We start from the raw sequence: 15337 nt of genomic DNA, 5'->3' as shown, positions 1-15337 counted from the left end.
GATGAGTAACTATTCTTTGACGCTCTCTTACAATAACGAGAAGGAAGCGATTGAGTTTCCGGTGCTACCGGCCAAGATCGAGGTTTCCGAATCCGGTAATCATAAAACTTATGACATATCGAAGCTCGGTGAGATCAACGTGCTCAGGAACGTGAAGCTTGCTGAGCTGTCTTTTGAGGGTATATTTCCAGCGAGTTGGTTCCCGGGGGCGAGTGTAGCGGAAGAGAGGTTGTTCGAACCGGAGCATTATGTGGAGAGGATCCAGAAATGGTCGCGTTCCAAGCAGCCGATGCGTCTGGTCTTCACTGGAGGTTCTATAGATATATTCATGGATGTCAGTGTGGAGAAGTTCTCCTGGTCGGAAAGCAGTGGAGCGGTTGGTGATATTAAGTATCAAATCTCTTTTAAGGAATATCGCTTCTATACGGCTATTAAGACGGAGATCCTAGATGATTCCAAGACCGGAGCTAAAACGGATAAAAAGAGCGGCACCGAATCAAAGACTCGCCCGGATACAAGAGTTCAGCCCAAGACCTATAAATTGGTGGCCGGGGATTCGTTATGGAAGGTAGCCAAGAAGTTCCTGGGTGATGGCTCCAAGTATAAGCAGATTCAGAAGCTGAATGGCATTAAGGACAGTGAGTTAAGGAAATTACCGATCGGCAAAATCATTAAGCTGCCGTAAGAAGGGAGGACAACCGGATGCTGGAGCTGCTGCTGGATAATAAGGAAGGCTCTATATGGGATCTATCCGAGCTGGTCACGGACGCAACCTGGAAAACCTCTCGGATCGGCAAGCCGGGCAGCTTTGATTTTTCCTTTATTGCAGCTGATCATATCAAGATTAACAATGGGGATATCGTGAGAGTAAAGTGGGATGATGCACCGATTTTTTACGGTTATGTTTTTACTATTGGAAGCGATCAAGAGGAGCAGATTAAGGTCAAATGCTATGACCAGATTCGATATTTGTCCACGAATGAGACCTATGTGTTCAAGAATATGACGGCCGCAGCCATCGTCAAGCGCATTGCGGATGATTCGGGCCTGAAATGGGGGCATGTCGTCGATACGAAGTACCGCATTCCCTCGATGGTGGAGGATAATCAGAAGCTGCTTGATATGATTTGTAAAGCATTCGATCACACCGTGGTTAATACGGGCAAAATCTATAATTTTTTTGATGAATTCGGGGCGCTGGCGGTGCGTGATGCTAAGGATATGCGGCTCAAGCTGGTGCTTGGTGATGAAGCTTATATGTTTGGGTATTCTTTTGAGAAGAGTATCGATAATGAGACGTATAACCGCTTCAAGCTGGTGCAGGACAATAAAGAGACGGGGCATCGCGATGTATACACCGCAGAGGACAGCGCGAATATCGCCAAGTGGGGACGACTGCAGTATTTCGAGAAGGTCGATGACAATATGAATGAGGCCCAGATCAATAAACTGCTTGACCAGCTGCAGCAAATCAAGAACCGGGAGACGAAGAAGCTCAAGCTCGAGGCTCTTGGGCATCCGTCCGTCAGGGCTGGGTCCTATATTAACGTGAAAATTACCGATTTGGGCATCGATCAATACTACTTGGTCGACGAGTGCTCGCATCGCTTCAGCGGGGGAGATTATACGATTAGCTTGGATTTGAAGGTGATTTAATGGCACTTGGAGATAAAATAAGAAAGCTCGGCAGTGAAGCCGTGGGCGCCGGTAATCCGGTGGCGGTGATGTTCGGGACCGTAGTAAAAGTAAATCCTCTTGAGGTGAATGTCGATCAACGATTCACGCTCGAAGAGGATTTTTTGGTGGTGACGGAAAGTCTGCAGAAATATGAAATTGACCTGAAGCATAAGCACGATACGAGTGAAGCCCCCACCAAAGAAGCGTTATTGGAGAAAGTGGTTATCCGAAAAGGTCTGAAAGTGGGAGACTCGGTGCTGCTGCTACGTGTTCAAGGTGGACAGAAATATGTCGTATGGGATCGGGTGGTGAAGTCATGATACCGATTGGAGGCAACTTAACTCCTGAGCTGGAGAAGGTTCAAGAGACGAGCCGGACCTACAGGCTGGATTTTCAGAATAACCGAATGGCTGGTATGACAGATGGACTGGATGCTGTAAGACAAGCTGTCTATAAAATCCTGCAAACAGAGCGGTTCGCTCATCTGATTTATAGCAATAATTACGGATTTGAGGGACATAGCTTGATTGGCAGGAATAGTGGTTATGTGAGAGCGGAGCTGAACAGACGGGTATCCGAAGCGCTTCTGCAGGATGACCGAATTTCCGAGATTACGGAATTTCAAGTAGATATTCAAGAGGATCAAGCCGTGGCTTCGTTCCTGGTTCACTCGCTTTATGGCGATTTTCGGATGGAGGTGAATGCAAATGTATGAGCATCAGACGTATGAAGCGATTCTGCGGCGGATGCTGGGACGGGTGCCGGAGCAGATCGATAAGCGGGAGGGAAGCATCATTTATGACGCATTGGCTCCTGCGGCGGCTGAACTGGCCCAGATGTATGTGGAACTGGATGTGAACAGCAATCTGTCTTTTGCGGATACGGCTACGGGAGAGTATCTGGAGAGGCGGACGCTGGAGTTCGGGATCGAACGGGAACCGGCGACCAAAGCCAGGCGGAAAGGCCTGTTCTTCGCATCCGGGCAAGTTCCGACAGATGTTCCGGCTGGAAGCCGATTCTCGATCCGTGATCTCGACTATACCGCGATCAGCAAAATCAAGACCGGGGAATGGATTCTCGAATGCGAGACGGCGGGAACCGCTGGTAATCAGGAGTTCGGGACGCTGCTGCCGATCGAATATATCGACGGTCTTGCTCGGGCTGAACTGGCAGAGGTGCTCGTTCCCGGGGAAGATGCGGAGAGTGATGAAGCCTTGCGACGGAGGTATCTGGAGATCGTCAATGAGCAGCCTTTTGGCGGAAATGTTGCGGATTACAAGCAGAAGATCAATGCGATGGACGGAGTTGGCGGGGTGAAAATATTCCCGGTCTGGAAGGGCGGCGGGACGGTGAAGGCGACGATGATCTCATCGCAGTATACGCCTCCATCCAAGGCTTTAATGGAAGAAGTTCAGACGGTCCTGGATCCGGAGACGAATCATGGTGAGGGGATTGGGTTTGCTCCGATCGGGCATACGGTGACCGTTGCCGGCGCGGAAGCCGTCGTGATTGACGTAACGGCCACGCTTATGCTCGCAAATGATACTACAATCGGGCAGGTTCAGAATGATGTGGAGGAGGCGCTGCAGTCTTATTTTGCACAGCTCAGGCAAAATTGGGCCAATGAATCGGCTCTGGCTGTACGTGTCGCTCAAGTGGACGCCCGTATATTAACGGTAGCCAGTGTAGTTGATGTTAGCCAAACGCTGCTTAATGGCAAGGCTGGCAATATTCAACTTACAGAGGAGCAGATTCCACAGCTAGGGAAGGTGAAGCTGAATGAATAGGCTGCTTGAATACTTGCCGGAATATTATCATGATATTCTCGATTTTCGCGAGCTGGCAGAGACGGAGGCTCGGGAACTGATGAGCGTTGAACAGGCGATGGAGCGGCTGCTGCAGGATCAGTTCGTGCTGACGGCCTCGGAGCAGGCGATCAAGCGGCGCGAGAAAATGCTCGGCATCCAGGCCGATCCACAGGCCGAGACCTTGGACTTCCGTCGCAAGCGGCTGATCAACCGCTACTCGACCAAACCGCCGTTCACGGTGCGATACTTGCAGCAGCGGCTGGATTTTCTGGTGGGGGCGGGGCTGGTCATCGTTAGTGTGGATCCGCAGAAATTTATGTTAACAGTGACTACGAGTATGGAGAATGCCGCAGTCTTTAAAGAGGTTGAACATACGATAAGGGTCATAAAGCCTGTAAATATAGTCTATCAGCAGAAGACAAGCCTGGAGGATGAACTCTTATTCAGTGAGCACATCTCCAGGAAAACGATAACCTGGAATTACAAATTGGACGGGGGCTGGCAATTGGGAAGTAAGGCATTTGCTGATCTGGGTGCGGAGGTGGTCGTGAAATGATGATTAGTTCTTTTTTAACGGAAATAGCCAATTATACAAATGGAAAGATAGCCAAGGTAGTCTTGAATGGCAAAGAGGAAATAACTAGCTTCACTCTGAAAAGAGTAAATAAATCAACGATCGAAATGCAGTACATCGTCCCCGCCACCCTGGTGTCAACCATTAATAAAATTGAGCTGAAAGACAGCAGCAACAATGTCATAAGCACGAATAATGTCTATATTCCTATCACCAGCGACACATTGCTTCTACAGAATATCCGAGTGAAGGAGGTAAGCGCCTAATGGCAAAGACAAATTGGAAATATACAGACACCGTAAAGCCCGAAGACATGAACAGCCTTGGCCAAGAGATTAACGATCTGCAGCAAAATACGAAGCTGGCATCCCTAACCAAGCCAGGTATTGTCCAACTATCCAGCGCCACCAACAGCACCGCCGAGGACCGCGCCGCCACACCGAAGGCGGTCAAAACCGCCGAAGACAACGCCAAAGCTTACACCGATGGCAAACTTGATCGTGTGGATCTAACTACAACATTGGGGCCTGGCACGTCCGTGATCAATGTGGATCAGGCTAGTGGGGCGGAGTTTAGGGTGTATGGTAATACGTTGGTGAACTTGCTTGGGAGTTATGGGAATTTTGAGATTGATAGTAATGGGGATGGAGTGGCGGATGGGTGGTCTAAGCCATCAGGCGGAACACGAGGTACCTGTTCTTTGGAGACTTCCGGAGTCAAACACGGACTAAAAGCCCAACGTATCACGTCAGCAGAGAGTGATACAACTCCATATAGGTACGTATATAGAAGGATTACAGCACCAAAAAGCGGATCGTATCATGTAATGATAGCTGACGCTGCTGTTGATGGCGGTCGCGCTTGGATACGTGTATTTAAAAATAACGAAGAAGCCGTTAACCATATAATCTCTTCGTCGTATTCCAGCGTAGATACGGTGCTGTTTGCTAAGTTTGTCGTACCTAGTGACGCTATCGAATTAAGCATTTTGGTGTACAATTCTATAGATACGGGCGTGGTCGGGTGGACGCAATACGACGGCGTGGGGCTTTACGAAGTCTCTGAAGAGCTATACAACCGTATAGGCGTAGACATCACAGCGGACAACATCCGAGACTACCTGCCGCATGTGGATGGTGTGCAGCATGTGCAGGGAGCGTCTGTCTATCATCCTAGTAAAAACTTGTTGCCTAGTGAATTTTCAACGCTACACGTTAACGCCCGGATGACAGCGCCATATGAATTAACCCTTAATGCTACAGTGACTGACCAGTTTTCATACCTTGGCTATATCCCTGCTCTTCCGCTCACTAAGTACGTGTACACAGCAGAGCAGTCAGGGACAAATGGCGTAACCATATTTTGCACATTGCAGCAGTATGACCGGGACTTGAGGCTGTTAAACTCCCCTAATACTACAAACGGGAGTCTTGCTTTTACAACCGTGGCGGGCACGGCGTTTATTCGAATCGTGTTTTACTCCAAAGGTGCGGGAACATTCGTCCTTAAAAACTGGCAATTAGAACTAGGAGATAAAGCGACAGACTCTGAGCCAGCGAAGCCGCAGCACCTCATTATCCCGGAGGTACTCGCGGAGGTTGGTGGTTATCGTGACGAGGTAAGGATCAGGCTAGATAAAGCGGAGTTGATTAGGCATGTTGAAAGAGATGTTAAGCTGGATGGTAGTAGAGAGTGGACAAGTTCCGGTGATAACCTAACTCACTATTCAGGTTTTATGAGAATTAGTACACCTATAGACAATAGGATACCTAATATCGCTAGAGGAACTAAGTACACTGGTAAAGCACTTAAGTCAACTGGAAAATTACTTGGTGTTGATTATTACGAAGCTGACTTGATCAATTGTTATACAGCTACCAGTCAAGCTGGTATTACGGTCGCAAATTCTGAATCAGGTTGGATACAAACTTTGAATCCAACTCCAAACGCAATCAAAGCACTAATGAACGGTTGGAAGGCCACTAATAACGATGGCACAAAATATACTAGCTGGGTATCCATCATAGACGGTAAGCCCCCGGTGACCAACACTGAATCTTATGTAGCCGCGAACAAAGCTCATGGTTGGACTGCATGGGCTACCATGGACTATGCGCTTGCCATACCGGAGATCAAGCCTATTAAGACTGAGGGGACTATATCACTTCATTCGGGGGGAAATCAGCTAACAGTCGAGACAGGCTTTATACAAAGAGAAAAAGCCGTACTGCATTTCAGCACCGGAACCAACAAGTATTATATTAACAGCAATACTCCAGGAACACAGTTGTCCCGCAGACCAAGAAGGATATTGAGTATTTACAAGGAGTCATTCTTCGATAATCGTAGTTGGTCTATTCTCGTAAATAACACTAATAATAATTCATGGGCGGAAGCAGTACCTGAAAACGTAGACCTTAGCAAAAACTACTATGTAACTTATATTACTGCAGACAAATACGACTACACCGCCAACGTCAATCAGCTAGACGTAAGTTATAAAGCGGGCATTAATGCCGCACTCTCTGATGCAGTTAGCAATATATCGGAACTAAAAGCTCAGAACGATCGCCAAGACTTCGCGGATGATTACATCCAAGCTCATGCTGAAGATACGCGGCGGGATTTGGAGTCTTTAATCAGTGAAAAGATTGATCGAACGGATATTAGCCAACCTTTATTACCAAGAGTAACTATAGTTTCAACTGATCAGCCTAGTATGACTAACTTTGTTATTCATGGGAGAACAGAGTTTAACCAGGTGAAAAATGGTAGCTTTGAGGTGGATAGTAATAATGATGGCTTGGCTGATAGTTGGACTAAGTCACAGGCTGGAGTATTTACTCTCGTAAGTACTAATGCTTTGTACGGTGTGAAATCGCAACGAATTACGTCTAGTGCAGATGACACTGGATCAACTCGTTATGCTATGCAATCAGGATTATCCGTAGTAGCTGGAAAAAAATATGTAATTATTGCTGATGCAGTTACAGATGGTACAGGCGTAGCAAAAATGGCTGTATATCGAGACGGAACGACTGCTAGTAACTACGTAGCGGAGACATCACAGTCTAATTCAAGCAAGGTTCATTTTATAAAATACTCTCCATCCACCGACACAAATGATCTTCGAGTTCTTATTTATAACAGTGTATCTAAAGGGATTGTAGGATGGGTTCAATGGGATGGAGTAGGTATTTACGAGCTATCTGAAGAGCTTTATAAGCGAATAGGTGTGGATATTAATGAAACTAACATTAGAGAATATGTTCCGCATGTAGACGATATGCAATATGTAGATGGAGTGGTAGTCACCAAACGAAGTAAAAACTTGTTGCCTGGTCAACCAGATACAATACATGCTAATGCAAAGGTAACGACTCCCTACGAATTATTGCTTAACGCGACAGAGAAATATCAAGCCAGCCTCGTCACCGTTAATGTCAAACCTAACACCCTCTACACATTGAAAGCGAGTATGGAAGCTTCTGCTGGACAAGCATATTTAGGCTACCGTAACTTATTTGCAGATGGAACTAACCAATACCTGGGTGAACTGAACTCGGGGTCTGGAAGATATGTCACAACTTTCACGACTCCGCCTAATTGTACGAGACTTAGTCTGGCCTTTGGAAGTTCTGTAGCGGGGACATTTACCTTTAAAAACTGGCAATTAGAACTAGGAGACAGGGCTACTGACTTTGAAATAGCTGGACCACAACAACTTATTATCCCGAAGATACTTGCTGAGGTAGAAGGAATAAAAGATGAAGTACGAGTAGGCCAAACAGAATCTACCCTTATCCGTCGTGTAGTTACTGGTGTACACATCGATGGAACATATCCAACTCAGCTCAACGGGGACGACACTGGAAAAACCTATCGACAACTTTATATACCTCTTACCAAACTACCCGGAGCTAAACCAAACACTACAGAGCTATCTGGTGTTCGTTATGACGGAAAACGGCTTACATCTATGAGTTTAGTTAAGTTTTCTGCAGGAGATCAGATCAGCACGGGCTCAAACGGCCTTGCAATGTCAGTAAATAATATGGATTCTGGATGGAATAGTTCTCTTAAACCAGGGGCAAATGCGATCAAAGCCTTAGCCAATGGCTGGAAGGCCAACGGAAACAATGGATCTGTGTACAATAGTTGGGTATCCATCCTAAATGGAAAAGCACCCGCAAGCAATACAGAAGCCTATGTATCAGCAAATAAGGCACCGGGATGGGATAGCTGGGCTACTATAAATTATGTGTTGTCTGTACCAGAAATTGAGCCAATTAAGACTGAAGGGAGCATATCTTTAAGCCCAGAAAACAACCAGATGGAAATAGAATCTGGTGTGGTGCAGCGAGAGAAAGTTAAAATTCAAATCAGCGCAAATAAAGCTATGTACTTTATTAATAGCCAAACACAAGGTACACAACCAACTAGAAGGCCTGGAAGAATCTTAACTGTATATAAAGATGACAAGCCTGATCATTCTTGGATTGTAATGAATTCTGGTAGTAATAACGGTACTCAGTACGCTCAAGCCCCGGCAGAAAAGGTAGATCCTAATGCCAACTACTATATCACTTATTTACCCAAAGACAGAGAACAGTATTCAACTAATCCGCTCTATATGATTATTCAATACAAGTCTGGATTAAGCGCTACTTTAACTAATGTTGTTGATGATGTAGTAGAATTAAAAGCTCAGAACGACCGTCAAGACTTTGCGGACACATATATTCAAGCATATACAGAGAATAACCGTAAGGATATAGGTACCCTAACTGATTTGCAGACAACGAATAAGACAAGCTTAGTTGCTGCGATCAATGAAACTTTTACAATTGGCAATGAGCGTAAACGAGAAGTAGTGGACGCCCTCATTGCCTTGGGAGTGACAGCGTCCACGAAAGACAGTTGGGATGAATTAATTAGTAAGATGGCTAAAGTAATAAAAGCAACTGGCAATGTTACGGCCGGGGATGTATTAGCTGGAAAAACATTTAGCAATGCCGGTAAAAATGGATTAACTGGTACGATGCCCAATCAAGGTGCCAAAATAATTACACCCAATACAGCTAATCAAATTATTGCATCGGGATACCATAATGGCAACGGGTATGTAAAAGGCGATCCTAATCTAGTGGCTGGTAATCTTCCCAAGGACGTAAGTATCTTTGGGATTACTGGATTATTAGAACGATTAACTACAGCAGATCGTAATGCTATTATATCAGCAATTGTTGCGAAAGGTGTGGCAGCTAGTGCGGCTGATTCAAACTCGATACTAGCTCAAAAAATTGGGCAGATCAGTATCAAGCAGGCCTCTGGAAATACAGAGGGTAAGTCTATAGAAATTAATAACTTAGATTTTAGTCCAATAGTAGTCATGATTAATTATGGCGGTGGTTTCGAATATTATGATAGCGGTTGGGATAGTAAGTATATGAATGTTTCGGGGGATGCGTGTTTTATTAAAGGAGTTAATAGGTCCCCCGAACTTTATTCATCTACTACCACAGGTAGGGATGGAACTTCTAACTTAAGAGTATCTACTTCCATTACTTGGTCGCCTAATGGATTCACTGTTAGTTTGCGTTCAAATATTAGCCAATCTTATTATGAAAGTTTATATATTCGTAACTGGTATGCATTTGGATTATAGGTTTACGTACGAAATATAATTTTTGATCAATGGATAATACTGCAGCATTCAAAGAAAATGGGTAGCGAGAGTAGCGCTATTGTTGTACAGAATATTCAAGTGAAGGAGGTAAGTGCTTAATGGCAAAGACAAATTGGAAATTAACAGACACCGTAAAGCCCGAAGACATGAATAGCCTTGGCCAAGAGATTAACAATCTGCAGCAAAATACGAAGCCAGCATCCCTAACCAAGCCAGGAATTGTTCAACTATTCAGTGCCACTAACAGCACCGCCGAGGACCGTGCCGCCACCCCCAAGGCGGTCAAAACCGCCGAAGACAACGCCAAAGCCTACACCGATGGCAAGCTTGATCGCGTGGACCTCACTACTACCTTAGGCCCTGGTACGTCCGTGATCGATGTGGATCAGGCTAGTGGGGCGGAGTTTAGGGTGTATGGTAATACGTTGGTGAATTTGCTGGGGAGTTATGGGAATTTTGAGGTTCCTAATGGTGATAGCGGAGTGGCCATCTGGTGGAGTGGCTTGGCTTCTGGTAAATATTCCATCACCTCAGAAAACGTGAAATACGGGTTAAAAGCTCAGCGAATTAATGCTCTGGTAACTGACTCTAACCCGCAAAGAGGTGTAGCATCTGCTTATAAAGGCACACATGCCGAACCTATTAAATTAACAGCTAATAAGTGGTACGTTTTTATCGCTGACTACACCAATATAGCAACCGGAAACGCTAGATTGAGTTTTTTTGATAGGGCAGCCTCTCAGCAACTTGTTGCATCTGGTAATACAACTACCGGCAGCGGAGTGGCATATGTTAAGCTTGCGACCACCAAGGATTATGACAACATCGGGCTATACCTATATAACCAAGAGCCTGTAGGCGGCACAGGAGCAGTGATATGGGATGGGGCTGGTCTGTATGAAGTGTCAGAAGAGTTATACAACCGTATAGGAGTAGACATTACAGCAGCCAACATACGGGACTACCTTCCGCATGTGGACGGTGTGCAGCATGCAGATGGTGTTGTTGTATCTCATCCCAGCAAAAACTTATTACCTAGTCAGCCAGACGCTCTAAACTCTAGGGCTACGCTGACAGCTCCTTACGAAATGACACTTAATGCTACCGGGCCAAATCAGCATACCCACATGTATGTACCCACAGTAAAAGGACAAAAGTATACATTTAACATAGAGGCTACTGGCTTTACTAGCATCACCGGGCAAGACAAAAATGGAGCTAACTTAGTTGCACTCAAATACAGTGATCATCCAGTCCCGCACACTTTTACTGTCCCCGAGGGCGTAGTCCAACTCATGGTCTCACTCACTACTAAGGCTGCCGGAACATTTACCTACAAAAACTGGAAACTTGAACTTGGAGATAAAGCCACGCCGTTTGAACCCGCGAAGCCGCAACAACTTATCATCTCTGAGAAACTTGCAGAGGTTGAGGGTGTACGTGACGAGGTACGAGTGGGATTGCAAGGCGCTACGTTGGTTAAGCGTGTTGAACGGGGATTTGCGCTGGATGGGTCTCTCCCGTGGAATTACGGTGCAGACAGTACCGATGCCTTTGCGCTACTCTTGACGGATGTGTATAGTAATCCGCCATGGCAGGCTCGTAAGTCCCGTGGAATTAGGTACGATGGTAAGGTGTTGGGGAATGTAGGTGTGGTGAAGACAAGACCTGATCAGATGGAGATTTCTACTAGAGCTTATGTTACCGTTGATAGATCAATTGCAGGTTGGACGACAGCTTTACAACCAAATGCGATTGCTCTAAAAGCTCTGATGAATGGATGGAAAGCTAACGGGAATAATGGATCGATTTACAACAGTTGGGTTTCCATTTTAGATGGCAAAGCACCTGCAACAAATACAGGTGACTACGTGTCCAAGAATAAGGCACCAGGTTGGACAGCATGGGCTACTATTGACTATGCACTTGGCGTGCCTGAGATCAAGCAGATCAAGACTGAGGGGGGGATATTGCTTCATCCAGGCGGCAATCAGCTCACGGTCGAGACTGGGATTATTCAGAGGGAGAAGGCGTGCCTACACTACAGCCCGAATGAAAAAGCCTACTATATCAATGGCACAGATACTACCAAGCTATCAAGACGAGTGTCAAAGATATTAGCCGTGTATAAAGGAGCTGACTTCGACAATGATTCGTGGCAAATCTTGACTAGAGCACCTTCACATGCATCTTGGTGGGAGTTAGGAGCAGATAACGCTAAATCTATTAATGAGGCAGCCATTGAACCCAACGCCGATTACTACGTGACCTACTCAACATTAGACAAATACAACTATTTAGCCAACGTCACGCTATTAGACGTAAGCTATAAAGCGGGTATTAGCGCCACGTTATCCGATGTTGTTAGTAGTTCAGACGAGCTAAAAGCTCAGAATGATCGTCAGGACTTTGCGGACATGTACATTCAAGCCTACACCGAAAATAATCGTAAAGACTTAGATTCTCACGCATCAGCAACAACAGGCGTACACGGGGCTACATACGCACCGATACCCGACTCCTTAATGTCCAGGTCAGCTAACGGAAGAACCCAAGTAGCAGACCCAGTATACGGATCTGATGCCTCGACAAAGGCATATGTTGACAATACTTTAAAATCACACACTGATTCTACAGCCGTGCATGGAGCTACTAATGCCGCAACGGCTAGCCGGATTATGATGCGCGACAGCGCGGGAAGAGCTAAGGTAGCGGCGCCAAACGCTGCCGACGACATTGCAATTAAGGGTACGGTAGATGATCATGCTAACCTTACAACGGCCCATGGAGCCACATCCGCAGTGACTGCCAACCGGTTAGTTCTGCGAGACAGTACAGGAAGGGCGCAAGTAGCCGCTCCAGCAGCGTCGGCAGACATTGCGCGACTGGATACCGTTAACAATGCAGTAGGTAATCTGGCAAATCTCAAGACTACCGATAAGAGCAACACGGTCGCCGCTCTCAACGAGCTTTTTATAAATGTCAGTAATGGGAAGAGCCTAGTCGCCGCCGCCATTACTGACCAAGGGGTATCAGCATCAGGCAGCGACACATTTCCGCAGCTGGCGAGTAAGATTGCCTTGATCAAAACGGGCAAAGAGTTTGCCACTGGAACGCTAGCTGTGGCGTCAAGTGACTCGAAATACTTCTTCCACAAGGATGACACATTAGGTGGCGGCCCGTCTATCTATGCATACGGCAAAGAGGCTACGGGTCTATATTTCCAGCCAAGCATCATAGTCATGTTCGCTGACGTATCGGGAAACAGCTATGTGAGCGTGTACAGGCGCGATATGAGACTCCTCGCTAGTCGCGGGCTAGATATACTGAGCTTAACTATTACTAACACCGGGAACGTATCAGGTAAAGCTATCGTAGATTGGGATCCCGCCTTTGTGGGCGCACGTAACTTCCTGCTGCCCGTAATGTCGCCGGGAACATACACTTGGCTTGCCTACCAGTGAAAGCACAAACTGGCCTTGGGTTTAACCGCCTAAAAAGAAAGGTGTTGAAGATGATCATAATATTTAAATCAAAGGGCGTCGTCGAAGCTGTAAAATTTGCGGATTTCGACAAAGCGACGATACAATCAATCATTACATTGTCCGGCATGACCGTAAATTTAGAAGGTATGCACCTGATTGTTTGATACGAGTTAGACTAATTAAAGATGCTACGAACGTTCAATTAGCTGGCTTAGGGCAATTTATTTACAAGAACAGCAGCGGGGAGATCGGTGTGTGATCTCGAATACCTCACAGAAAATTATGAAGAAGTAGAACTAGAAGAAACCGCAAACCATAATGGAAGCGGTTATTCTTTTGCCCTCGGATACCGGGGGCATTTCTTTTGAAAGGGGGAAAGGGGATGGACGGGGTGCAAACTGAGGTGCTACAGCGGATTACGAGAGTAGAAACCAAGGTGGACAATATGGACGATAAGCTGGATCGAGCGATTGCGGCGAATGAGACGGCGGTAGAGGCGCTATCCTCGGCGCGGTCGGCCCACCACCGATTGGACAAGATTGAAGATGCCCAGAAGTGGCTCTGGCGCACCATCGCGGCGTCGATTATTACGATTGTCATCGGAGTTATTTTAACGGCAATTAAGTTGCAGGGTGGGGCGTGAGTACAAGCCGCTAGCGGTATCTAGCATATTTTACAGTAAAGGAAGTGATAGCTATGCAAATGAGAAAACAAGGCAATGCCCAAGGCATCGATGTCTCTCACTGGCAGGGTAAGATTGATTGGGCGAAGGTGGCGGCAAGCGGGATTTCATTCGCTTTTATTAAGGCGACCCAGAACCGCATAGATGAAAGATTCATAGAAAATGCTCGGGGCGCTAAAGCCGCGGGATTATTGGTTGGTGCATATCACTATTTGGACAATTCGATTGTAACAGAGGCTAAGGCGAGAATTGCAGCGCAGTTATTCTTCAGCGCCATGCAATCGGAGGGAGTAAAATTCGACCTGCCCCCTGTTCTGGACTACGAATCGAAGTCCGGCAGCTTAAGCGCGGCGGGGACTAATGCGGTGGCCAAGGCTTTTCTAGCTGAGATAGAACGATTAACCGGAGTCCGGCCGATCCTCTACACCTATCCGGCTTTCATTGGCAACTTCAGCGGATTGAGTCAATACCCGCTCTGGATCGCAAGGTACAGCACGCAGACACCCGTGGATGCTTCTGGCTGGACCCGCTGGGAATTCTGGCAATATAGCGATGGCAAAGACGGAGGCACATTACCTAATGGATCGAGGATCGTGGGTGGGATTAACGGTCAGGTAGATCTGAATGAATTCGACGGCACCGTGGCTGAACTGAGGAGGAAGTACGGATCCAAGAAGGAGGAGACGGAAGTGAGCGAACGCGATGTGAATCAAGTCAGCAATTGGGCTGCTAAGGATTGGGTGGAGGCCAAGGCGAACGGCTACTTCGATGGAACCAGGCCGGGAGCGCCGATTACGAGAGAAGAGACAGCAATCGTGATAAATAGATTAAGAGCAAATTTCCTTAAATTAATTGCAGGCAACACAGCGAGGATCAGCGAGCTGGAAGAAAAATTGAAGCAGATTGAGCAAGGAGGCTAATACGATGAATAAGAAAAGATGGCGCAACTACGCGCTATGGGTCAGTATCATATCTCAATTACTGCTCCTTATTCAGCTTATCGGACATTTGACTGGATTATTCGATTTAACGGATGTGATGAAGCAGGAAATCTTGATGATCACGGATGTCATTCTGGGTCTTCTGGCTACTCTGGGCATTATCTCGAACCCGACCAAGCCGAACAGCGGCGGATATAATCTCTAACAAGCTTTATTTACACTAAGAGAGGGCTGGACGAATTGAATATACCATCAAGATATCGCCCGTTCGGTCCGATGATCGAAGGGCGATATCTTATTCCTCACTTCGCCAACATCAACATTACATAGCAACAAGCCAGCAAAATGCCGAACAGACAGATCCACAATACCGCTTTTCCCCAACTACGGAATCCATTCTTCGATTTAGGCATGACATGATGTCCCCCTTCTTACGTAATCAACCAGGCTTTCTTTCTATTATTATGTCTGGTTTATAGCG

The 15337-nt window shown here is 46.4% G+C and carries 12 protein-coding genes; all 12 read left to right on the top strand.

Annotated features, from left to right (window positions below):
- Position 1: 1 nt before the first annotated feature.
- The 12 genes from BFJ94_RS11775 to BFJ94_RS11720 all read left to right on the top strand — a co-directional run bounded on the left by BFJ94_RS11775 (position 2) and on the right by BFJ94_RS11720 (position 15061).
- The gene (locus tag BFJ94_RS11775) at positions 2 to 685 is read left to right on the top strand and encodes a LysM peptidoglycan-binding domain-containing protein (protein ID WP_120465204.1); all 684 of its coding nucleotides are present in this window, start codon (positions 2 to 4) and stop codon (positions 683 to 685) included.
- A 17-nt stretch (positions 686 to 702) separates the two neighbouring features.
- Positions 703 to 1656: an XkdQ/YqbQ family protein gene (locus tag BFJ94_RS11770; protein ID WP_120462847.1), complete on the top strand. Its 954-nt coding sequence runs from the start codon at positions 703 to 705 to the stop codon at positions 1654 to 1656.
- Positions 1656 to 1997, top strand: a complete 342-nt coding sequence (locus BFJ94_RS11765; RefSeq protein ID WP_120462846.1) for a DUF2577 domain-containing protein — start codon at positions 1656 to 1658, stop codon at positions 1995 to 1997. Before BFJ94_RS11770 ends, BFJ94_RS11765 begins: the two co-directional genes overlap by 1 nt.
- A complete protein-coding gene (locus BFJ94_RS11760) occupies positions 1994 to 2392 on the top strand; it encodes a DUF2634 domain-containing protein (protein ID WP_120462845.1) in 399 nt (132 codons plus the stop codon). Before BFJ94_RS11765 ends, BFJ94_RS11760 begins: the two co-directional genes overlap by 4 nt.
- Positions 2385 to 3464, top strand: coding sequence for a baseplate J/gp47 family protein (locus BFJ94_RS11755; RefSeq protein WP_120462844.1), 1080 nt, complete (start codon positions 2385 to 2387; stop codon positions 3462 to 3464). Before BFJ94_RS11760 ends, BFJ94_RS11755 begins: the two co-directional genes overlap by 8 nt.
- Complete coding sequence (locus BFJ94_RS11750; RefSeq protein WP_120462843.1) at positions 3457 to 4041, top strand: putative phage tail protein; 585 nt, start codon at positions 3457 to 3459, stop codon at positions 4039 to 4041. The genes BFJ94_RS11755 and BFJ94_RS11750 overlap by 8 nt, the downstream gene beginning before the upstream one ends.
- The gene (locus BFJ94_RS11745) at positions 4038 to 4325 is read left to right on the top strand and encodes a ketopantoate hydroxymethyltransferase (protein ID WP_120462842.1); all 288 of its coding nucleotides are present in this window, start codon (positions 4038 to 4040) and stop codon (positions 4323 to 4325) included. Before BFJ94_RS11750 ends, BFJ94_RS11745 begins: the two co-directional genes overlap by 4 nt.
- Positions 4325 to 9727, top strand: coding sequence for a phage tail protein (locus tag BFJ94_RS11740; RefSeq protein WP_120462841.1), 5403 nt, complete (start codon positions 4325 to 4327; stop codon positions 9725 to 9727). The genes BFJ94_RS11745 and BFJ94_RS11740 overlap by 1 nt, the downstream gene beginning before the upstream one ends.
- Before the next feature lie 119 nt (positions 9728 to 9846).
- On the top strand, positions 9847 to 13212 hold the full coding sequence (locus BFJ94_RS25620; RefSeq protein ID WP_205571022.1) for a phage tail protein: 3366 nt from the start codon (positions 9847 to 9849) through the stop codon (positions 13210 to 13212).
- Between the two features lie 403 nt (positions 13213 to 13615).
- Positions 13616 to 13876: a hemolysin XhlA family protein gene (locus BFJ94_RS11730; RefSeq protein ID WP_120462840.1), complete on the top strand. Its 261-nt coding sequence runs from the start codon at positions 13616 to 13618 to the stop codon at positions 13874 to 13876.
- 53 nt (positions 13877 to 13929) lie between these two features.
- Entirely contained in the window at positions 13930 to 14835 is a 906-nt protein-coding gene (locus tag BFJ94_RS11725) for a glycoside hydrolase family 25 protein (protein ID WP_120462839.1), read from the top strand.
- A 4-nt stretch (positions 14836 to 14839) separates the two neighbouring features.
- Positions 14840 to 15061, top strand: a complete 222-nt coding sequence (locus BFJ94_RS11720; protein WP_120462838.1) for a phage holin — start codon at positions 14840 to 14842, stop codon at positions 15059 to 15061.
- Positions 15062 to 15337: the final 276 nt, after the last annotated feature.

Source organism: Paenibacillus aceti (assembly GCF_003614185.1).
Taxonomy (GTDB): Bacteria; Bacillota; Bacilli; order Paenibacillales; family Paenibacillaceae; genus Fontibacillus; species Fontibacillus aceti.
This window is presented reverse-complemented; position numbering and strand designations above follow the sequence as displayed.

What these genes read in the sequence shown, in the direction of transcription:
- BFJ94_RS11775 (WP_120465204.1), top strand. Translation starts at nt 2, where the DNA reads ATGAGTAACTATTCTTTGACGCTCTCTTACAATAACGAGAAGGAAGCG.
- BFJ94_RS11770 (WP_120462847.1), top strand. Translation starts at nt 703, where the DNA reads ATGCTGGAGCTGCTGCTGGATAATAAGGAAGGCTCTATATGGGATCTA.
- BFJ94_RS11765 (WP_120462846.1), top strand. Translation starts at nt 1,656, where the DNA reads ATGGCACTTGGAGATAAAATAAGAAAGCTCGGCAGTGAAGCCGTGGGC.
- BFJ94_RS11760 (WP_120462845.1), top strand. Translation starts at nt 1,994, where the DNA reads ATGATACCGATTGGAGGCAACTTAACTCCTGAGCTGGAGAAGGTTCAA.
- BFJ94_RS11755 (WP_120462844.1), top strand. Translation starts at nt 2,385, where the DNA reads ATGTATGAGCATCAGACGTATGAAGCGATTCTGCGGCGGATGCTGGGA.
- BFJ94_RS11750 (WP_120462843.1), top strand. Translation starts at nt 3,457, where the DNA reads ATGAATAGGCTGCTTGAATACTTGCCGGAATATTATCATGATATTCTC.
- BFJ94_RS11745 (WP_120462842.1), top strand. Translation starts at nt 4,038, where the DNA reads ATGATGATTAGTTCTTTTTTAACGGAAATAGCCAATTATACAAATGGA.
- BFJ94_RS11740 (WP_120462841.1), top strand. Translation starts at nt 4,325, where the DNA reads ATGGCAAAGACAAATTGGAAATATACAGACACCGTAAAGCCCGAAGAC.
- BFJ94_RS25620 (WP_205571022.1), top strand. Translation starts at nt 9,847, where the DNA reads ATGGCAAAGACAAATTGGAAATTAACAGACACCGTAAAGCCCGAAGAC.
- BFJ94_RS11730 (WP_120462840.1), top strand. Translation starts at nt 13,616, where the DNA reads ATGGACGGGGTGCAAACTGAGGTGCTACAGCGGATTACGAGAGTAGAA.
- BFJ94_RS11725 (WP_120462839.1), top strand. Translation starts at nt 13,930, where the DNA reads ATGCAAATGAGAAAACAAGGCAATGCCCAAGGCATCGATGTCTCTCAC.
- BFJ94_RS11720 (WP_120462838.1), top strand. Translation starts at nt 14,840, where the DNA reads ATGAATAAGAAAAGATGGCGCAACTACGCGCTATGGGTCAGTATCATA.